The sequence below is a fragment of the Blastochloris viridis genome (assembly GCF_001402875.1).
Classification (GTDB): Bacteria; Pseudomonadota; Alphaproteobacteria; order Rhizobiales; family Xanthobacteraceae; genus Blastochloris; species Blastochloris viridis.
Map to the genome: position 1 here is coordinate 1,654,763 of NZ_CP012946.1, position 16,994 is coordinate 1,671,756.

Annotated in this window: 17 protein-coding genes; 14 read left to right on the forward strand and 3 right to left on the reverse strand. The window is 66.9% G+C overall.

All coding sequences use genetic code 11. The features are described from left to right. Positions 1-164 precede the first annotated feature (164 nt). The 6 genes from gyrA to BVIR_RS07380 all read left to right on the forward strand — a co-directional run bounded on the left by gyrA (position 165) and on the right by BVIR_RS07380 (position 6,069). On the forward strand, positions 165-2,924 hold the full coding sequence (gyrA, locus tag BVIR_RS07355) for a DNA gyrase subunit A (RefSeq protein ID WP_055037106.1): 2,760 nt from the start codon (positions 165-167) through the stop codon (positions 2,922-2,924). A gap of 71 nt (positions 2,925-2,995) precedes the next feature. After that, a complete protein-coding gene (locus tag BVIR_RS07360) occupies positions 2,996-3,610 on the forward strand; it encodes a LysE family translocator (RefSeq protein ID WP_055037107.1) in 615 nt (204 codons plus the stop codon). A gap of 296 nt (positions 3,611-3,906) precedes the next feature. Beyond that, entirely contained in the window at positions 3,907-4,404 is a 498-nt protein-coding gene (coaD, locus tag BVIR_RS07365) for a pantetheine-phosphate adenylyltransferase (RefSeq protein WP_055037108.1), read from the forward strand. A 37-nt stretch (positions 4,405-4,441) separates the two neighbouring features. Continuing rightward, a complete protein-coding gene (locus BVIR_RS07370; RefSeq protein WP_055037109.1) occupies positions 4,442-4,996 on the forward strand; it encodes a peptidylprolyl isomerase in 555 nt (184 codons plus the stop codon). A gap of 39 nt (positions 4,997-5,035) precedes the next feature. Next, positions 5,036-5,605 carry a hypothetical protein gene (locus BVIR_RS16770; RefSeq protein ID WP_145912037.1) on the forward strand — a complete coding sequence of 190 codons (570 nt, stop codon included), beginning with the start codon at positions 5,036-5,038 and terminating at the stop codon, positions 5,603-5,605. Beyond that, complete coding sequence (locus BVIR_RS07380) at positions 5,602-6,069, forward strand: peptidylprolyl isomerase (protein ID WP_055037111.1); 468 nt, start codon at positions 5,602-5,604, stop codon at positions 6,067-6,069. Before BVIR_RS16770 ends, BVIR_RS07380 begins: the two co-directional genes overlap by 4 nt. A 491-nt stretch (positions 6,070-6,560) precedes the next feature. On the opposite strand, the gene BVIR_RS16775 is transcribed toward BVIR_RS07380, so the two are convergent. Next, positions 6,561-6,785 carry a hypothetical protein gene (locus tag BVIR_RS16775; RefSeq protein ID WP_145912036.1) on the reverse strand — a complete coding sequence of 75 codons (225 nt, stop codon included), beginning with the start codon at positions 6,783-6,785 and terminating at the stop codon, positions 6,561-6,563. 702 nt (positions 6,786-7,487) lie between these two features. On the opposite strand from BVIR_RS16775, the gene BVIR_RS07385 reads away from it, so the two are divergent. The 6 genes from BVIR_RS07385 to BVIR_RS07410 all read left to right on the forward strand — a co-directional run bounded on the left by BVIR_RS07385 (position 7,488) and on the right by BVIR_RS07410 (position 12,632). Then, complete coding sequence (locus BVIR_RS07385) at positions 7,488-8,393, forward strand: metal ABC transporter substrate-binding protein (RefSeq protein WP_082416814.1); 906 nt, start codon at positions 7,488-7,490, stop codon at positions 8,391-8,393. 50 nt (positions 8,394-8,443) lie between these two features. Beyond that, positions 8,444-9,286: a manganese/iron ABC transporter ATP-binding protein gene (locus tag BVIR_RS07390; protein ID WP_055037112.1), complete on the forward strand. Its 843-nt coding sequence runs from the start codon at positions 8,444-8,446 to the stop codon at positions 9,284-9,286. Beyond that, positions 9,286-10,170 (forward strand): metal ABC transporter permease, encoded by an 885-nt coding sequence (locus tag BVIR_RS07395; protein ID WP_145912110.1) that lies wholly within the window; start codon positions 9,286-9,288, stop codon positions 10,168-10,170. The genes BVIR_RS07390 and BVIR_RS07395 overlap by 1 nt, the downstream gene beginning before the upstream one ends. Then, positions 10,167-11,009: a metal ABC transporter permease gene (locus BVIR_RS07400; protein WP_055037114.1), complete on the forward strand. Its 843-nt coding sequence runs from the start codon at positions 10,167-10,169 to the stop codon at positions 11,007-11,009. The genes BVIR_RS07395 and BVIR_RS07400 overlap by 4 nt, the downstream gene beginning before the upstream one ends. A 165-nt stretch (positions 11,010-11,174) precedes the next feature. Next, positions 11,175-11,921: a glycosyltransferase family 2 protein gene (locus BVIR_RS07405; RefSeq protein ID WP_055037115.1), complete on the forward strand. Its 747-nt coding sequence runs from the start codon at positions 11,175-11,177 to the stop codon at positions 11,919-11,921. A gap of 3 nt (positions 11,922-11,924) precedes the next feature. Further along, complete coding sequence (locus BVIR_RS07410; RefSeq protein WP_197604417.1) at positions 11,925-12,632, forward strand: TVP38/TMEM64 family protein; 708 nt, start codon at positions 11,925-11,927, stop codon at positions 12,630-12,632. Here the strand turns inward: BVIR_RS07410 and BVIR_RS07415 are convergent. After that, the gene (locus BVIR_RS07415; protein ID WP_055037116.1) at positions 12,584-12,805 is read right to left on the reverse strand and encodes a hypothetical protein; all 222 of its coding nucleotides are present in this window, start codon (positions 12,803-12,805) and stop codon (positions 12,584-12,586) included. The genes BVIR_RS07410 and BVIR_RS07415 overlap by 49 nt on opposite strands. Further along, entirely contained in the window at positions 12,802-14,013 is a 1,212-nt protein-coding gene (gene metC / locus BVIR_RS07420) for a cystathionine beta-lyase (protein WP_055037117.1), read from the reverse strand. Before metC ends, BVIR_RS07415 begins: the two co-directional genes overlap by 4 nt. A 570-nt stretch (positions 14,014-14,583) precedes the next feature. On the opposite strand from metC, the gene BVIR_RS07425 reads away from it, so the two are divergent. Continuing rightward, entirely contained in the window at positions 14,584-15,612 is a 1,029-nt protein-coding gene (locus tag BVIR_RS07425) for an amino acid ABC transporter substrate-binding protein (RefSeq protein WP_055037118.1), read from the forward strand. 192 nt (positions 15,613-15,804) lie between these two features. After that, positions 15,805-16,992, forward strand: a complete 1,188-nt coding sequence (locus BVIR_RS07430) for an amino acid ABC transporter permease (protein ID WP_055037119.1) — start codon at positions 15,805-15,807, stop codon at positions 16,990-16,992. Positions 16,993-16,994 lie beyond the last annotated feature (2 nt).

The following is a 16,994-nucleotide window of genomic DNA, read 5'->3' on the forward strand; positions in this document are numbered from 1 at the left end:
ACGAGATTTGCCAAAGCGCGACGCAACCTTGGCGGGCGCGGGGTCATCATCACGCAAATGCCTGAATTTAAAATTAAAAATACCTGTTTACCGGTTGCCGGACTGGTGGCGCCGGCAACCGGAATCGGCTATTCAACCCTACCTTCCCGCATCCCATTGAGGCCATGTTGCCGAACGACCCCGCGACACCCCAAGGCGGTGACACTTCCGACGTCCGTGGCATCTCCATTACCGAGGAGATGAAGCGCTCCTACCTCGATTACGCCATGAGCGTGATCGTGAGCCGGGCGCTGCCCGACGCGCGCGACGGCCTCAAGCCGGTGCATCGCCGCATCCTGTTCTCGATGAACGAGAACGGTTACGAGTGGAACAAGCCGTACCGCAAGTCGGCGCGCGTGGTCGGCGACGTCATCGGTAAATATCATCCGCACGGCGATCAGGCGGTCTACGACGCCCTGGTGCGCATGGCGCAGCCGTTCTCGATGCGGGTGCCGCTGATCGATGGCCAGGGCAATTTCGGCTCGCTCGATGGCGATCCGCCCGCGGCGATGCGATACACCGAGGTGCGGCTGAAGAAGGTCGCGAGCGCGCTGCTGGAAGACCTCGACAAGGATACCGTCGAGTTCCAGGAGAACTACGATAATTCCGAGCGCGAGCCGACGGTGCTGCCGGCGCGCTTTCCCAACCTGCTCACCAACGGCGCCGGCGGCATCGCCGTCGGCATGGCCACCAACATCCCGCCGCACAATCTCGGCGAGGTGATCGACGCCTGCATGGCGCTGATCGAGAACCCCGGTCTCGGCATCGACGAACTGATGGAGCACATGGCGGGGCCGGACTTTCCGACCGGTGGCCTGATCCTCGGCCGCGGCGGCCTCCGCTCCGCCTTCCACACCGGGCGCGGCTCGGTGGTGATGCGTGGCAAGGTTGCGATCGAGAGCCTGCGCAAGGACCGCGAGGCGATCATCGTCACCGAGGTGCCCTACCAGGTCAACAAGGCGTCGATGGTGGAGAAGATCGCCGATCTGGTGCGGGAGAAGCGCATCGAAGGCATTTCCGACCTGCGTGACGAAAGCGACCGCGACGGCGTGCGCGTGGTGATCGAGCTGAAGCGCGATGCCGTCGCTGACGTGGTGCTGAACCAGCTCTACCGCTTCACACCGCTGCAGACCACGTTCGGCGTCAACATGGTGGCGCTGGCCGGCGGTCGCCCGGCGCTGATGAACTTGAAGGATCTGCTCAGCGCCTTCATCGCCTTCCGCGAGGAAGTGGTGAGCCGGCGGACCAAGTTCCTGCTGCGCAAGGCGCGCGACCGCGCCCATGTGCTGGTCGGCCTCGCCATCGCGGTTGCCAATATCGACGAGGTGATCCGGCTGGTCCGCACCTCGCCCGACGCCGCCGCCGCCCGCGAGGCGTTGATGTCGCGCAATTGGCCGGCGCGGGACGTCGAGCCGCTGCTGCTGCTGATCGACGATCCACGCCACCGCCTTGCCGACGACGGCACCTATCGTCTCTCCGAGGAGCAGGCGCGGGCGATCCTCGACCTTCGCCTGCAGCGCCTCACAGCGCTCGGCCGTGATGAGATTGCCCAGGAGCTCGACAAGCTCGCGGTCGAGATCGCCAACTATCTCGACATCCTGCGCTCGCGCGCGCGCATCATGACGATCGTCAAGGACGAGCTGATCGAGATACGCGACGAGTTCGCAACGCCGCGCAAGACCGAGATCGTCGAAGCCGACGCCGACATGGAGGATGAGGACCTCATCCAGCGCGAGGACATGGTGGTGACGGTGTCGCACGCCGGCTATGTCAAGCGGGTGCCGCTGTCGACCTATCGCTCGCAGCGCCGCGGCGGCAAGGGCCGCTCGGGCATGCAGACGCGGGAGGAGGATTTCGTCACCCGGCTGTTCGTCGCCTCGACCCACGCGCCGGTGCTGTTCTTTTCCTCGCGCGGCATGGTCTACAAGCTGAAGGTGTGGCGATTGCCGTTGGCGCCGCCGCAGGGGCGCGGCAAGGCGCTGGTCAACATCCTGCCGCTGGAGCAGGGCGAGCGCATCACCTCGATCATGCCGCTGCCCGAGGACGAGTCGACCTGGGCCAATTTCCAGATCATGTTCGCGACCACCGCCGGCAACGTGCGGCGCAACGAACTCAGCGACTTCGTTCAGGTCAACCGCAACGGCAAGATCGCGATGAAGCTCATCGAGGAGGGCGAGGCCATTGCCGGCGTCGCGCTCTGCACCGAGGCCGACGACGTGCTGCTGACCGCAGGCGGTGGCCAGTGCATCCGGTTCCCCGCCGGCGATGTCCGGCTGTTCAAGGGCCGCGAGTCGACCGGCGTGCGCGGCATCAGGCTGGAGGCGGGCGACCGGGTCATCTCGATGGCGATCCTGCGCCATGCCGAAGCCACCCCGGCCGAACGCGCCGGCTATCTGAAGCAGGCCTCCGCAATGCGGCGTGCCGCCGGCGACGACGCGCCGGACGAGCCGGTGGTGGCGGAGGACGGCGAAGAGGCGGCCGGCAACGGAACGCTGTCGCCCGAGCGCTACGTCGAGATGGGCGCGCAGGAGCAGTTCATCCTCACGGTGTCGGAGAACGGCTTCGGCAAGCGCTCGTCGTCGTTCGAGTATCGTCTGACGGGCCGCGGCGGCAAGGGCATCGTCGCCATGGCCGTCAACGACCGCAACGGGCCGCTGGTGGCCTCGTTCCCGGTCGAGGACGCCGACCAGATCATGCTGGTCACCAATGGCGGCCAGCTCATCCGCTGCCCGGTCGACGGCATCCGCGTCGCCGGCCGTTCGACGCAAGGCGTGATCATCTTCAACACCGCCGCCGACGAGCGGGTGGTGTCGGTCGAGCGGGTGACCGAGGACGCCAGCGGCGAGGTGAACGGCGAGAGCGAGGATGGCGGGGAGGCGGAGTGATCCGCCGCGCAGGCGAGGGCTGCCGGCGCTGCGGTGCCGAGGCGCCGTCGCAGCCGGGAGGGTGAAACGCGATGTCGTTTGAGACGTGGCTGCTGTTCGTGCTGGCCTCGGTCGCGCTGATTGCGACGCCCGGGCCGAACGTCGCTTTGGTGATCGGCACCACGCTGCGCCACGGCCGCACCGGCGGCCTTCTGGCGGTGGCCGGCGTCAATGCCGGCGTCATCCTTCAGCTTTGTACCGTGGCGGCGGGGCTGTCCTGGATCGTCGATGCGTTCTCGGCCCATTTCGACCTGATCCGCTACCTCGGGGCGGGCTATCTCATCGTTCTTGCTGCGCAGCAATTGCGCAGCAAATCAGTGTCGCCGGGCGCCGCCGCGCCTGCCTTGGCGCCGGAGCGGGCGTTCGGGCGGGGATTTCTCATCGCATTTGCCAATCCCAAGACGCTGGTGTTCTTCGCCGCCTTCCTGCCGCTGTTCATCGACGCCAACGCCGGGCCTTCGGCGGCGCTGTGGCTGCTGGTCTCGACCTTCGCCGTCATCGCCGCCACCGGCGACACGCTGTTCGTGCTGGCGGCGGCTCGGCTCGGCCGGGCGGTGTCGGGCCGCTACGCCCGCATTGCCGACAAGGCCAGCGCCGGCATCCTGATCGGCGGCGCCGTGGTGCTGCTGGCGGCGGGGCGCCGCTAGTTTTCGATTTGTTCTCGCGGATGTGCGAGGCGACGTTCGAGATCGAGGTCAGGATTGGCGTGCCGTTCTGGCGGTGGCGTGACCCCGGCGAACGCTCCGGCCGCCAATCTCTCGTCGCTGCCGCGGGCATTTTCCGCAAATGTCGGAGCTGCCCTTGCGGCATAACCTGCGGCAATTCAAAGACTTGGAGCGTCCGCTCCGATGCGGTCGCCCGCCAGGGTTGTGGGTTGCCGGTGCCAGACGTAAATTCGGGCGCGTAATTCCACTCCGACGGATTGTAGGCTAAGGGTGCGGCCATGATGCGCACGGCTTTCTATCCTGGCTCGTTCGACCCGGTCACCAACGGCCATGTCGACGTGATCCACAATGCCTGCCGCTTCGTCGACCGGGTTGTGATCGGCATCGGCATCCACCCCGGCAAGGCGCCGCTGTTCTCGTTCGAGGAACGGGCGAAGATGCTGCTGGAGAGCTGCGGGGCGTTCGCCGCCAACAGCGGGACGCGATTGGATGTCGTCACCTTCGACGACCTTGCGGTCGAGGCGGCGCGCCGGGCCGGCGCCGGCCTCTTGATCCGCGGTCTGCGCGACGGCTCCGACCTCGATTACGAGATGCAACTCGCCGGCATGAACGCCACGCTGGCGCCAGAGGTGCAGACGGTGTTCCTGCCGGCCTCGCCGATGGTACGCCCGATCACCGCCACTTTGGTGCGCCAGATCGCTGCCATGGGCGGCGACGTCTCGGCATTCGTGCCGCCGCCGGTGCTCGACCGGCTCGCCGCTAAATACGCCGCTTAAGTTCCCGCCCACACGGGCTGATCCCAAAGGAGGCTCCATGCTCCGTGCCCTCGCGATCGCGATTGCGCTCGCTTTTGCCGCGCCGGCCGTCGCCCAGACGCCGCTGCCGGCGGACCCTGCGAACACCGTGGTGCTGGAGACGACCAAGGGTCGCGTCGTCATCCGCCTGCGCAACGACGTCGCGCCCGCGCATGCCGAGCGCATCAAAGTTCTGGCGCGCGAGGGCTTCTACGACAACGTGCCGTTCCACCGCGTCATCGCCGATTTCATGGCGCAGACCGGCGACGGCGAATTCGGCAACGGCACCGGCGGGTCGAAATACCCCGACCTTCGCCAGGAGTTCTCCAAGGTGCCGTTCGCCCGTGGCGTGGTCGGCATGGCCCGAACCTCGGATCCGAACTCGGCAAACTCGCAGTTCTTCATCATGCTCACCGAGAAGTCCCACCTCAACGGCCAGTACACCGTCGTGGGCTACGTGACCGAGGGCATGGACGTTGTCGACCAGATCAAGAAGGGTGAAAGTGCGCGCAACGGCGTCGTGAAGGACCCGGACAAGATCGTGAAGTTGACGGTCCAGGCCGACGCGAAATAAACGACGCCGGAAAGGGCGACGCGCAATGACCGGCGCCACATGAACTTCGCCATTCCTTACGCCGCCGGCATCGGCCTTGCTGTTGGAGCCGCCACCGCGGATGCGATGGTCGGCACCAAGCCTGGTACCGATGCCGACGGCGTAGGAATTGGCGATACCTGCGACGCTTCCGTCTATTGCCCCGTTCGGGGCTTCGAGGGCGGCGCCGAGGTCCGGCCGGCAGCGAGTTTGATATTAGTCGTTCCGGTCGGTCGGGACAATCCGGCCCCGAAAAGTCCTGAAAAAATGCTTAACGCGCTCGCCGACCTCGCGCCGGCCCTGCGTGGATGCTGGTGGCCGCCGCGGCTGGGCGATGTCGCGAGCCCGCCGGACGTCACCTTCCAGATCAGCTTCCGCCGGGACGGCCGGCTGTTCGGCCGCCCCCGCATCATCGAGTTTTCCCGCGCCGTTACCCGCATCGAGCGTGCGATTTACTATCAGGCGGTTGCCCGGGCGCTCGAGCTGTGTTCATCCCTGCCGTTCAACGACGGGCTCGGCGGAGCCATCGCCGGACGGACCATCCGGGTCGTGTTCAAAGACCAACGCAACAAGAGGCAAGCGCTCAGATGACTGATCCCGAAAACACCCTCATCCTCGAAACCACCAAGGGCCGCGTCACCATCGTGCTGCGCCCGGATCTGGCCCCCGGCCACGTCGAGCGGCTGAAGACGCTGGCGCGCCGCGGCTTCTACGACGGCATCGTGTTCCACCGCGTCATCGACGGCTTCATGGCCCAGACCGGTTGCCCGCACGGCACCGGTACCGGTGGCTCGGAGCTGCCGAACCTCGCCGCCGAGTTTTCCAACGAAAAGCACGTCCGCGGCACCTGCTCGATGGCGCGCTCCGCCAACCCCAACTCGGCCAACTCGCAGTTCTTCATCTGCTTCGCCGACTCGCCGTGGCTCGATCGCCAGTACTCGGTGTGGGGCCAGGTCACCGAAGGCATGGAGGTGGTCGACCAGATCAAGCGCGGCGAGCCGGTGCGCGACCCCGACAAGATCGTGTCGATGAAGGTGGCGGCCGACCTCGCCTGATCCAGGCGTCCGATCTCCCGGACGGCATCATACGGTTTCCGGTTGATCACGTCGTGATCTAGAGCATTCTCCGCAAAAGTGGATACCGGTTTTGCGAAAGAGAATGCGATAATTCAAAGACTTAGAGCGACAACCCGGTTCAATCAGATCGGCGGACGCTCTAAGGAAACAACCTCGCCGCAAACTCATTGATCGGAGGCTCTTGCAGACCCCGGGCATGTCCGGGGTTTTTCGGTTGGTCTGGCGTGGCCGAATTGGCGGATTTATGGCGGGGCTGTCACGGCGGCGCCCGGCTCTCGGCGAGGAGGCGGCCGGTCTGGTGTGGCCGGCCTCGATCAGGCCGCGTGGAGCTGTGAGGGCAGTTCACTGTCGGCGAATCCGGCGAGCGCCCGCGAGAAGGTCGCCTCGCGGGGGATGTGGCCGGTCCAGCTGCACAGATGGCTCAGCATCGGCCGGGTGCGGACCTGGTCGATCACAGCACCGGATAGCCGTCACCGCCTTGGCGATGAAGCTGCGGGCACGGGCGGCCGCTCGGCCAGCGGCCGTCCGGGAAGCCCGCGCCAGTGCGGGACCAACCCTTCGATCCGCACCATCCCCAGCACGATCGCCAGTTGCTCATTCTTCGCGGTCCGCGGGCCGATGCCGTCCGGCAAGGACGGAAAACGCCGCTGTTGCAGTTCCGCGAGGTCTGGTGCGATCCTTCCAATCACCGACATCGCCGCCTCGTCCGTCGTTGTTGTGTCTTCGCAAACATCAACATGCCAGGGATAGAGCGCTGGCGATGGAGCGCTCTGCAAAATCCACCCGAAAATCAGGAAAATCCAGGCCGCTCGCAGAGTTCTGCAACAGCCTCCGGAATCGGATATTTCATGGAACTCACCGGCCATAGCACCGTTGCAGTCGCAGACGACTGGCCGAGACTATTGCGGCTGCGTTTGAGTGGCAATTTGGATTGACTTCAAAGTTTGGGAGGCGGCCGTCTGAAAGCTGTGCCGCGCTGTCGGGCGCGGGGCAGACCGGGACCGAGTTCCGCGAGACCCTGCGCAACTGACCGGCCAGCTCGAATTGAGGCCAAACAACCGACCGGCTGCCGAGAACGCGATGCAGGCACACCTGCATTTGATCTGGGTTTCGGAGGACCGGGGCACGATACTGCACCCGACGCTGCCGAACATCCCATGCGGGAACCGGGGCTCCGCCGTGGTTGGACGGCGCCTTCAGCGGATTTTGCGATGTATGAGACCCGATCGGTTGCTGCCGGCAAGGCCATGCGGTGTGCACTTGCTGGAACGGCGCGCCTTCCTCAGGCGACAAACAGGCGACCAAACGCCGGAGTGGTTTTTGCAAATGACTTGCAAGTTACGCGTCCCTATGCGATCATTTGCTTATTGGAAGCATTAAAATATAAGGATTGCGCCATGAGCTTTCGTCGAGCCGCCGCCGCCATCGGTGCCCTCTGTGCCGTCGCGATCGCCGTCCTCGGCGCCGGGCCGGCGCGGGCGGAGCCGAAGTTCAAGGCGGTCACCACCTTCACGGTCATCGCCGACATGGCGAAGAACGTCGCCGGCGACGCCGCCATCGTCGAATCCATCACCAAGCCCGGCGCCGAGATCCACAATTACCAGCCGACCCCCGGCGACATCCTCAAGGCTCAGGACGCCAAGCTGATCTTGTGGAACGGCCTCAATCTCGAACTGTGGTTTGAGAAATTTTTCCGGAACCTCAAGGGCGTGCCGAACGTGGTGGTGTCGAGCGGCATTACCCCGATCGGCATCGGGGATGGGCCCTACAAGGGCAAGCCCAATCCCCACGCCTGGATGTCGCCGACCGCGGCGCTGGCCTATGTCGACAACATCCGCGACGCCTTCATTGCCCACGACCCGGCCAACGCAGAGGTCTATCGGCGCAACGCCGAGGCCTACAAGGCGAAAATCGAGGCGACCATCGCGCCGATCCGTGCCCGGCTCGCCGCCAGTCCGCCGGACAGGCGCTGGCTGGTGACCTCGGAGGGTGCGTTCTCCTATCTCGCCCGCGATTTCGGCCTCAAGGAACTGTTCTTGTGGCCGATCAACGCCGATCAGCAGGGCACGCCGCAGCAAGTGCGCAGGGTCATCGATACGGTGCGCGCCAACAACATCACGGTCGTTTTCAGCGAGAGCACGGTGTCGGCCGCCCCAGCCAAGCAGGTGGCGCGCGAGACCGGCGCCGCCTACGGCGGCGTCCTCTACGTCGACTCGCTCAGCGAGCCCGACGGACCGGTGCCGACTTATCTCGACCTGCTGCGCGTGACCTCCGAAACCATCGCCAAAGGCTTGAGTGAGTGACGACGATGCAGATGGCCTCTCCAGTCCTGCGGACGGCGCCGACCGAAGTAATGGAAACCGGGCTGGCCGCGCATGGGGTAACGGTTACTTATCGCAACGGCCACACCGCGCTGCGCGACGCGTCCTTCGAGATTCCGACCGGAACCATCACCGCGCTGGTCGGGGTCAACGGATCGGGCAAATCGACCCTGTTCAAGGCGATCATGGGGTTCATCCCGATCGCCAAGGGCACCATCTCGATCCTCGGGCGGCCGGTGCGGCAGGCGCTGAAAGCCAACGCCGTCGCCTATGTGCCGCAGAGCGAGGAGGTCGACTGGAGCTTCCCGGTCCTGGTCGAGGACGTGGTGATGATGGGGCGCTACGGCCACATGGGCTTCCTGCGCATCCCCGCTGCCAAGGATCGCGCCGCGGTCGATGTCGCGCTCGACCGTGTCGGCATGGCCGACTTCCGCAAACGTCAGATCGGCGAACTGTCGGGCGGCCAGCGCAAGCGGGTGTTCCTGGCCCGGGCGCTGGCGCAGGACAGCCGCGTCATCCTGCTCGATGAGCCGTTCACCGGCGTCGACCTCACCACCGAGGACACCATCATCGTGCTGCTGCGCATGCTGCGGGAGGAGGGCCGGGTGATGCTGGTGTCGACCCACGACCTCGGCTCGATCCCGCAATTCTGCGACCGCACCGTGCTGGTGCGCCACACCGTGCTCGCCTACGGCCCCACGCCCGAGGTGTTCACCGAATCCAATCTGGAGCGCACCTTCGGCGGCGCGCTGCGCCAGCTCTCGTTCGACTCGACCGACGGTATCAAGCGCCGCCCCACCGGTGTCATAACCGACGACGAGCGGCCGTTCGTGCTCTACGGCAACGGCCGGCCGACCAACGGGAAGGATTCATGATGACGACGGTCCCGCTCGCCACGCTGCTGGAGCCGTTTGCCTACGGTTACATGATCAACGCGATGTGGGTCAGCGCCCTGGTCGGTGCGGTGTGTGCGTTCCTGTCGGCCTATCTGATGCTGAAGGGCTGGTCGCTGATCGGGGATGCGCTGTCGCACTCCATCGTGCCCGGCGTTGCCGGCGCCTACATGCTCGGCCTGCCGTTCTCGCTCGGCGCTTTCTTCTCCGGTGCGCTCGCGGCCGGCGCCATGCTGTTCCTCAGCCAGCGCACGCGGCTGAAGGAGGACACCGTCATCGGCCTGATCTTCACGTCCTTCTTCGGGCTCGGCCTATTCATGGTGTCGCTGTCGCCGACGTCGGTGAACATTCAGACCATCATCCTCGGCAACGTCCTCGCCATCACTCCGGAGGACACGGTGCAGCTCGCCATCATCGGCGCGGTGTCGCTGGCGGTGCTGCTGCTGAAATGGAAGGACCTGATGGTGGTGTTCTTCGACGAGAGCCACGCCCGCACCGTCGGCCTCAACCCGCCGCTGTTGAAGACGGTGTTCTTCGCGCTGCTCAGCGCCTGCACGGTGGCGGCGCTGCAGACGGTGGGCGCCTTCCTGGTCATCGCCATGGTGGTGACGCCGGGGGCGACGGCGTACCTGCTCACCGACCGCTTCCCGCGGCTGATCGCCATCAGCGTCGCCATCGGCGCGCTGACCAGCTTCGTCGGCGCCTATGTCAGCTATTTTCTCGACGGCGCCACCGGCGGCATCATCGTGCTGCTGCAGACGCTGGTATTCCTGACCGCGTTCGTGTTGGCGCCCAGGCACGGCCTGATCGCCAACCGGCGCCGCGCCACGCGGACCCAGCGCGCCATCGGGGAGACCGTGGCATGACCGATCTTGTCGCGACCCTGACCCAGCCGTTTCAGTTCGAGTTCATGCGTCTTGCGCTGGTGATCGCGGTGCTGGTGGCGGTGCCGGCGGCGCTGCTCTCCGCCTTCCTGGTGCTCAAGGGCTGGTCGCTGATGGGCGATGCCATCTCCCACGCCATCCTGCCGGGCGTGGTGTTGTCCTACATCGCCGGCCTGCCGCTGGCTCTTGGCGCTTTCGCCGCCGGCATGACGTGTGCGCTCGCCACCGGCTATCTGAAGGAGAACAGCCGCATCAAGCAGGACACCGTGATGGGGGTGGTGTTCTCCGGCATGTTCGGGCTCGGCCTCGTTCTCTTCACCAAAGTCGAAAGCGACGTTCACCTCGACCACATCCTATTCGGTGACATGCTCGGGGTCGGCTGGTCGGACATCGCCCAGAGCGCGGCGATCGCCGCGGTCGTCACCGCGCTGATCCTCATCAAGTGGCGCGACCTGCTGCTGCACGCCTTCGACCCGGTGCAGGCCAAGGCGGTCGGGCTGCCGGTGCGGCTTTTGCACTATGGCTTTCTGGCGGTGCTGTCGCTGGCCATCGTCGGAGCGCTGAAGGCGGTCGGCATCATCCTCGCCATCGCCATGCTGATCGCGCCCGGCGCCATCGCGTTCCTGCTCACCCGCCGTTTTGCCACCATGCTGGCGGTGGCGGTGGCGGTGGCGGTGGGCTGCGCCTTCGTCGGCGTCTATGCCAGCTTTTTCATCGACAGCGCCCCGGCACCCACCATCGTGCTGATGATGACGCTGGTGTTCATCGCCGCCTTCGTGGTGTCGAGCCGCGCCGTGCGGCAGGAGCCGGTGGCGGCATAGCCGGCAAAGGCAGCCGGCGGGACTTGCCGGGCGGGCGCCACCCTGCCACAACGGCGCCGCCGGCCGTCCCTCGGGGCGCGGCCGGCTCGGCGCGAGCGCCGATCCTTCCCTCCGCGCAGGCCGACGCCGATCCGGCCGGCTCTGCGCCAGCCCAAGTGACGACACGTGGCCGAACAAGCTTCGCTGGTCCAAGCCCCACTGGTATCTGTGGTTGTGCCGGCGCGCAACGAGGCTGGCAATCTGCCCGCTTTGGTCGACGAGATCGCCGCCGCGCTCGCCAGCCGCGGGCCGTTCGAGGCGATCGTCGTCGACGACGGCTCCAACGACGCCACGCCGAAGGTGCTGGCCGAGCTGAAGCGCACCCGGCCTTGGCTCATACCGCTGCGTCATGCCGTGTCTTGCGGCCAGTCGGCGGCGATCCGCACCGGGGTGCGGGCGGCGACGGCGCCGGTGGTCGCGACGCTCGACGGCGACGGCCAGAACGATCCGACCTTCCTGCCGGCGGCGCTCGACGCCCTCGCGGCCGGCGGCGCCCGGGTTGGCCTCGTTGCCGGCCAGCGGCTCGGCCGCAAGGACACCGGGTTCAAGAAGATCCAGTCGCGCATCGCCAATGCGGTGCGCGGCCGCGTGCTGGGGGACGGCACCCGCGACACCGGTTGCGGCCTCAAGGCGTTCCGCCGCGACGTGTTCCTGGCCTTGCCTTATTTCGACGCGCTGCACCGCTTCCTGCCGGCGCTGGTGCGGCGGGAGGGTTTCGAGGTCGGGCTGATCGACGTGGTCGACCGGCCGCGTCAGGCCGGTGTATCCAATTACGGGCTGTGGGACCGGCTGTGGGTCGGCATCCTCGACCTCTACGGCGTCTGGTGGCTGATCCGCCGTCGCCGCCAGGTGCCCGAGGTGACGGAGCTATAAGCGGTGACGGCGTCTCCCGAGATCCAGGCCCGCACCAATCTCCGGCTGATGGCCCGCGGCCTGATGCTGATCGCAACTTTCGTCGTGCTCGGCTACACGCTGAAGGCGACCGGCCTGTCCGATCTGGTCGACACCGGCTGGATCGATAGCCAGGTCAAGGGCCGCGGCCTGTCGGGCGAGGTGATCTTCGTCGCGGTGGGGGCGGTGTTCACTGCGGTCGGGTTGCCGCGCCAGTTGATCTGCTTCCTCGCCGGCTATGCCTTCGACCTCGCACTCGGTACTGCGCTTGCGCTGGTTGCCTCGGTGGCCGGGTGCGTGGTGGCGTTCGCCTACGCACGGCTGCTCGGCCGGGCCATCGTCAAGCACCGCTTTCCCCGCCGCATCGCCGCGCTCGACAACGTGCTGCACGGCCATCCGCTGTCGATGACGCTGCTGATCCGGCTGTTGCCGGTCGGCAGCAACCTCATCACCAACCTCGCGGCCGGGGTGTCGAGCGTGCGGCCGCTGCCGTTCATCGTCGGCTCGGCGCTGGGCTACGTGCCGCAGACCGTGGTGTTCGCGCTGGCCGGCTCGGGCGTGCAGCTCGACGCCGAGCTACGGATCGCGGTGTCGGCGGCGCTGTTCGTGGTGTCCGGCATCCTCGGCGTGATGCTGTACCGCCGCTACCGCAAGACCAAGGCGCTGGACGCGGTGACGGGCGACGCGCCGTAGGTCAGAAAACGCCGCGGGTTGAACCGGTAGCCGACGCGCGCTTTGAGAGATGTCTCGACATTGGCGGTTGTGGTCAGCGTCAGCCCGCCGATGCCGAGTTCGGCCATCGAATCGTTGGCGACGGCGGGTTGGCACAGCGCCGCCAGCAGGGCGGCAGCAAGAGCGCGTCTCATGGCTCTCCCTCAGGACGTGAGGCGGCGTTCGCCATGGCGGCGAATCCACGTTCAAGATCGTCGATCAGGTCGGCTGGCTCGTCCAGGCCGATATGGAAGCGTAAGGTCGGGCCTTCGGGCTGCCAGCTTGTGGCGGTGCGGTAGGCCTTGGCGTCGAACGGGATGGCGAGACTCTCATAGCCGCCCCACGAATAGCCCATGCCGAACAGCTCAAGCGCATCGAGGAACGCCGCCACCGCCTCGCGCGGCGCCGGCTTCAGCACGATGCTGAACAGGCCGCAGCCGCCAGTGAAGTCGCGCTTGAACAGCGCGTGGCCGGGGTCGGTCGGCAGCATCGGGTTGAGGATGCGCGACACCTCCGGCCGGCCAGCCAGCCAGTCGCAGACCTCGAGCGCGGAGGCCTGGTGGCGCTGGAGCCTGAGCGCCAGGGTGCGCAAGCCGCGCAGCGCCAGGAAGATGTCTTCGGCCGCGGCGCATTGGCCGAGCGTGCCGTGGGTGCCCTGCAGTGACTTCCAGGCCGAGGGCGCCGCCGACACGAACCCGAGGTTCACGTCGGCGTGGCCGCCGAGATACTTGGTGCCGGCCTCGATCACGAGGTCGACGCCATGGCTATGGCCGTCGAAGCCGAGCGAGGTCGCCCAGGTGTTGTCGATCGCCACCAGCGCGTCGCGGGCGTGGGCGGCCTCGACCATGGCCGGGATGTCGCCCATCTCGAAGGTCTGCGAGCCCGGCGCCTCGCAATAGACGAGGCGGGTGGCGGGCCGAATCATCTCCGCGATGCCGGCGCCGATCAGCGGGTCGAAATACTGGGTGGTGACGCCGAGGCGGGCGAGCACGGTGTCGCAGACGTGCCGGGTCGGCTCGTACACGCTGTCGGTCATCAGGATGTGGTCGCCGGCCTTCACCACCGACAGCAGCGCAACCGACGCCGCCGACAGGCCGGACGGCGTCAGCACCACTCCGGCGCCGCCGGTGATCTGCTTGAGGGCGCTCTCCAGCGCCAGCGAGGTCGGGGTGCCGCGCCGGCCGTAGCTGAAGCGGCCGCGGCGGTTGGCGAGATCGTCGGCGGTCGGATACAGCACCGTCGAGCCGCGATAGATCGGCGTGTTGACGAAGCCGAACTGCTCGGCCGGCTCGCGGCCGGCGTGGACGAGGTCGGTCGCGATGTGCCGGCGGCGGGGCGAGGGGGGCGTTTTCGGGGACGACATGGGCTCCAACCTGCTTGCGGGGGCCGTCCTGGCCGGCCCGTCATACGGCGTCCGGTTGATCCCTTCGGCGACCGGATGGCGACTCCGGCCTGTTCGGCCGGATTTCGGGTCAGCCCCGCGGAATCTTGACCCCACCTACGCCGCGGTTCGAAATGCCGCGGCGACGGTTCCGAGCAGACTCGGCCCAGTGGGGCGACCTCCGAAAGGTCTAGAGCATTTTTCACCGCAGCGGGACCGTTGTTGATGACACCGGCACGAAAGCGCCGGCAACGGACGCTGGCAGTGCCGACGTCGGCGGGCACCGCGAGCCGGGCTCGTTGGTTGGTTCATGCGGTTTCCGGCTGATCAGGCTGAAGAGCCGTACGCGGATCGCTGAAAAAAGCGTTTTACAATAAGGATTTCGGCGAAACCGGCTTCTTGGCTTACCAAGCGATCGTGCGAACGCCGTATCATTGGACCGGTTCTGGAGTTGGCCAGGGTGGTCGCGAAACGAAACCGGCACTTGATGCCGGTGATTGGCGACGGCAATCGTAGCGGCGGGGATCAACATTGGTGGGAAGGCTTCTCAATATGCGCAAACTTGCTGTCGGTCTCGCGCTGGGCGCGGCCTTCACCCTGTCGGCGTCGCCCGCTTTGGCGCAGGCGACGCTGAAGGCCATCCAGGCCCGCGGCAATGTGGAGTGCGGCGTCAGCCAGGGTCTGCCGGGCTTTTCCGCCCCCAACGACAAGGGCGAGTGGGCCGGGTTCGACGTCGATTTCTGCCGCGCGCTGGCGGCGGCGATCTTCAACGACCCCACCAAGGTGAAATTCCTGCCGCTGTCGGCCAAGGACCGCTTCACCGCGCTGCAATCGGGCGATATCGACGTGTTGTCGCGCAACTCGACCTGGACGCTGTCGCGCGACACTGCGCTCGGGCTCGATTTTCCCGCCATCACCTTCTACGACGGCCAGGGCTTCCTGGTGCGCAAGACGCTGAAGGTGAGTTCGGCGCTGGAGTTGTCGGGCGCCACGATCTGCACCCAGACCGGCACCACCACCGAACTCAACGCCGCCGATTTCTTCCATTCCCACAATATGAAATACGAGATGGTGGCGTTCGCCACCAATGACGAGGCGATCAAGACCTACGACACCGGCGAGAACGGCCGCTGCGATGCCTTCACCACCGACGTCTCCGGCCTTTTTGCTGAAAAGCTGAAGCTGACCCGTCCCGATGACCACGTCGTGCTGCCGGAAATCATCTCGAAGGAGCCGCTGGCGCCGGCGGTACGCCACGGCGACAACCAGTGGACGGACATCGTGCGCTGGACCCACTTTGCCATGGTCGCCGCCGAGGAACTGGGCGTCAGTTCCACCACCGTGGGAGACATGTTGACCGCGGCCAACCCGGAAGTGCGGCGGTTGCTCGGCGTCGAGGGCAACGCCGGCGAGCAGCTCGGCCTGACCAAGGATTGGGTGGTTCGTATCGTCCGCCACGTCGGCAATTACGGCGAGGTGTTCGAGCGCAACCTCGGCAAGGGGTCCCAACTCGGCATCGCCCGCGGCCAGAATGCGCTGTGGACCAAGGGCGGCCTGCAATACGCCCCGCCGATCCGGTGATGGCCGGGGTTATTGAGTTTGAACTTTGACCGACGTCTGCGGGCCTCTTCCTGAGGAGCGAGACACCGGAAAATCCGGTGGCTCGCGTCTCGAAGGATGAGGCGGCCACGGCCACATGGTTCGAGACGGCTGCTGCGCAGCCTCCTCACCATGAGGCCGGGAGACCTCAATCCCTCGGGCCACGTATATGACATGACCACCGATCCGGATCGCCCTCCCGCCCGCCGCTTTCGGTTGTCGCCGCAGGCGCTCCGTGCAGCGGCGCTGCAAATCCTGGTTGTCGCCGCGGTGGCGGCGCTGGCGTGGAGCCTGATCGACACCGCCCGCAGCAACCTTGCCGACCAGCACATCGCCTCCGGCTTCGGGTTTTTTGCCGCCACCGCCGGTTTCGACGTGTCGCAGAGCCTGATCGACTACGATCGCGCCGACAGCTACGGCCGGGTGTTCCTGGTCGGCCTTGCCAACACGCTGCTGGTGTCCGCACTCGGCATCGTGTTCGCCACCGCGCTCGGCTTCGCCGTCGGCATCGCGCGGCTGTCGCCATCGTGGATGCTGGCGCGCCTTGCCGGCGTCTATGTCGAGTTCGCCCGCAACCTGCCGCTGCTGTTCCAGATCCTGTTCTGGTACATGGTGGTGCTGGGCTCGCTGCCGGGGCCGCGCCACAGCCTGGAGGCGCCGCTCGGCATCTTCCTCAACTCCCGCGGCCTGATCCTGCCGCAGCCGGTTGCCGGTGACGGCCTGTGGTGGGTGGCCGCCGCCGCCGGCGCGGCGGTGCTCGCCGCCATTGTCCTCCTGGCCTGGGCGCGGGCCCGGCAGGCGCGGCGCGGCCGCCGCAGCTTGCCGGCCGGCCGGGTGGCGCTGGCGCTGGTGCTGGGCGCGCCGTTCGCGACCTTCCTGGCGCTGGGGCGGCCGCTGGCGCTGGTGCCGGCGGAACTGGACGGCTTCAACTTCACCGGCGGCATTCGCCTGGTGCCGGAGTTGGTGGCGCTGGTGGCGGGGCTGTCGTTCTATACCGCCGGCTTCGTCGCCGAGATCGTGCGCGCCGGCATCCAGTCGGTCGACCGCGGCCAGAGCGAGGCGGCGGCCTCGCTTGGCCTCCGGCCGGGGCGGACGCTGCATCTGGTGGTGATTCCGCAGGCGATGCGGGTGATCGTGCCACCGCTGACCAGCCAGTATCTCAACGTGGTCAAGAACTCCTCGCTGGCGATGGCGATCGGCTTTCCCGACCTTGTCGCGGTGTTCGCCGGCACCGCGCTCAACCAGACCGGCCAGGCCATCGAGATCATCGCCATGACCATGGCGGTCTATCTTGCCATCAGCCTTCTCACCGCCTTGGCGATGAACCTCTACAATCGGCGTCTTGCGCCGGTGGGGCGGTGAGC

Coding starts and splice junctions, on each gene's coding strand:
- gyrA (WP_055037106.1), top strand. CDS start 165: ATGTTGCCGAACGACCCCGCGACACCCCAAGGCGGTGACACTTCCGAC.
- BVIR_RS07360 (WP_055037107.1), top strand. CDS start 2,996: ATGTCGTTTGAGACGTGGCTGCTGTTCGTGCTGGCCTCGGTCGCGCTG.
- coaD (WP_055037108.1), top strand. CDS start 3,907: ATGATGCGCACGGCTTTCTATCCTGGCTCGTTCGACCCGGTCACCAAC.
- BVIR_RS07370 (WP_055037109.1), top strand. CDS start 4,442: ATGCTCCGTGCCCTCGCGATCGCGATTGCGCTCGCTTTTGCCGCGCCG.
- BVIR_RS16770 (WP_145912037.1), top strand. CDS start 5,036: ATGAACTTCGCCATTCCTTACGCCGCCGGCATCGGCCTTGCTGTTGGA.
- BVIR_RS07380 (WP_055037111.1), top strand. CDS start 5,602: ATGACTGATCCCGAAAACACCCTCATCCTCGAAACCACCAAGGGCCGC.
- BVIR_RS16775 (WP_145912036.1), bottom strand. CDS start 6,785: ATGTCGGTGATTGGAAGGATCGCACCAGACCTCGCGGAACTGCAACAG.
- BVIR_RS07385 (WP_082416814.1), top strand. CDS start 7,488: ATGAGCTTTCGTCGAGCCGCCGCCGCCATCGGTGCCCTCTGTGCCGTC.
- BVIR_RS07390 (WP_055037112.1), top strand. CDS start 8,444: ATGGAAACCGGGCTGGCCGCGCATGGGGTAACGGTTACTTATCGCAAC.
- BVIR_RS07395 (WP_145912110.1), top strand. CDS start 9,286: ATGACGACGGTCCCGCTCGCCACGCTGCTGGAGCCGTTTGCCTACGGT.
- BVIR_RS07400 (WP_055037114.1), top strand. CDS start 10,167: ATGACCGATCTTGTCGCGACCCTGACCCAGCCGTTTCAGTTCGAGTTC.
- BVIR_RS07415 (WP_055037116.1), bottom strand. CDS start 12,805: ATGAGACGCGCTCTTGCTGCCGCCCTGCTGGCGGCGCTGTGCCAACCC.
- metC (WP_055037117.1), bottom strand. CDS start 14,013: ATGTCGTCCCCGAAAACGCCCCCCTCGCCCCGCCGCCGGCACATCGCG.
- BVIR_RS07425 (WP_055037118.1), top strand. CDS start 14,584: ATGCGCAAACTTGCTGTCGGTCTCGCGCTGGGCGCGGCCTTCACCCTG.
- BVIR_RS07430 (WP_055037119.1), top strand. CDS start 15,805: ATGACCACCGATCCGGATCGCCCTCCCGCCCGCCGCTTTCGGTTGTCG.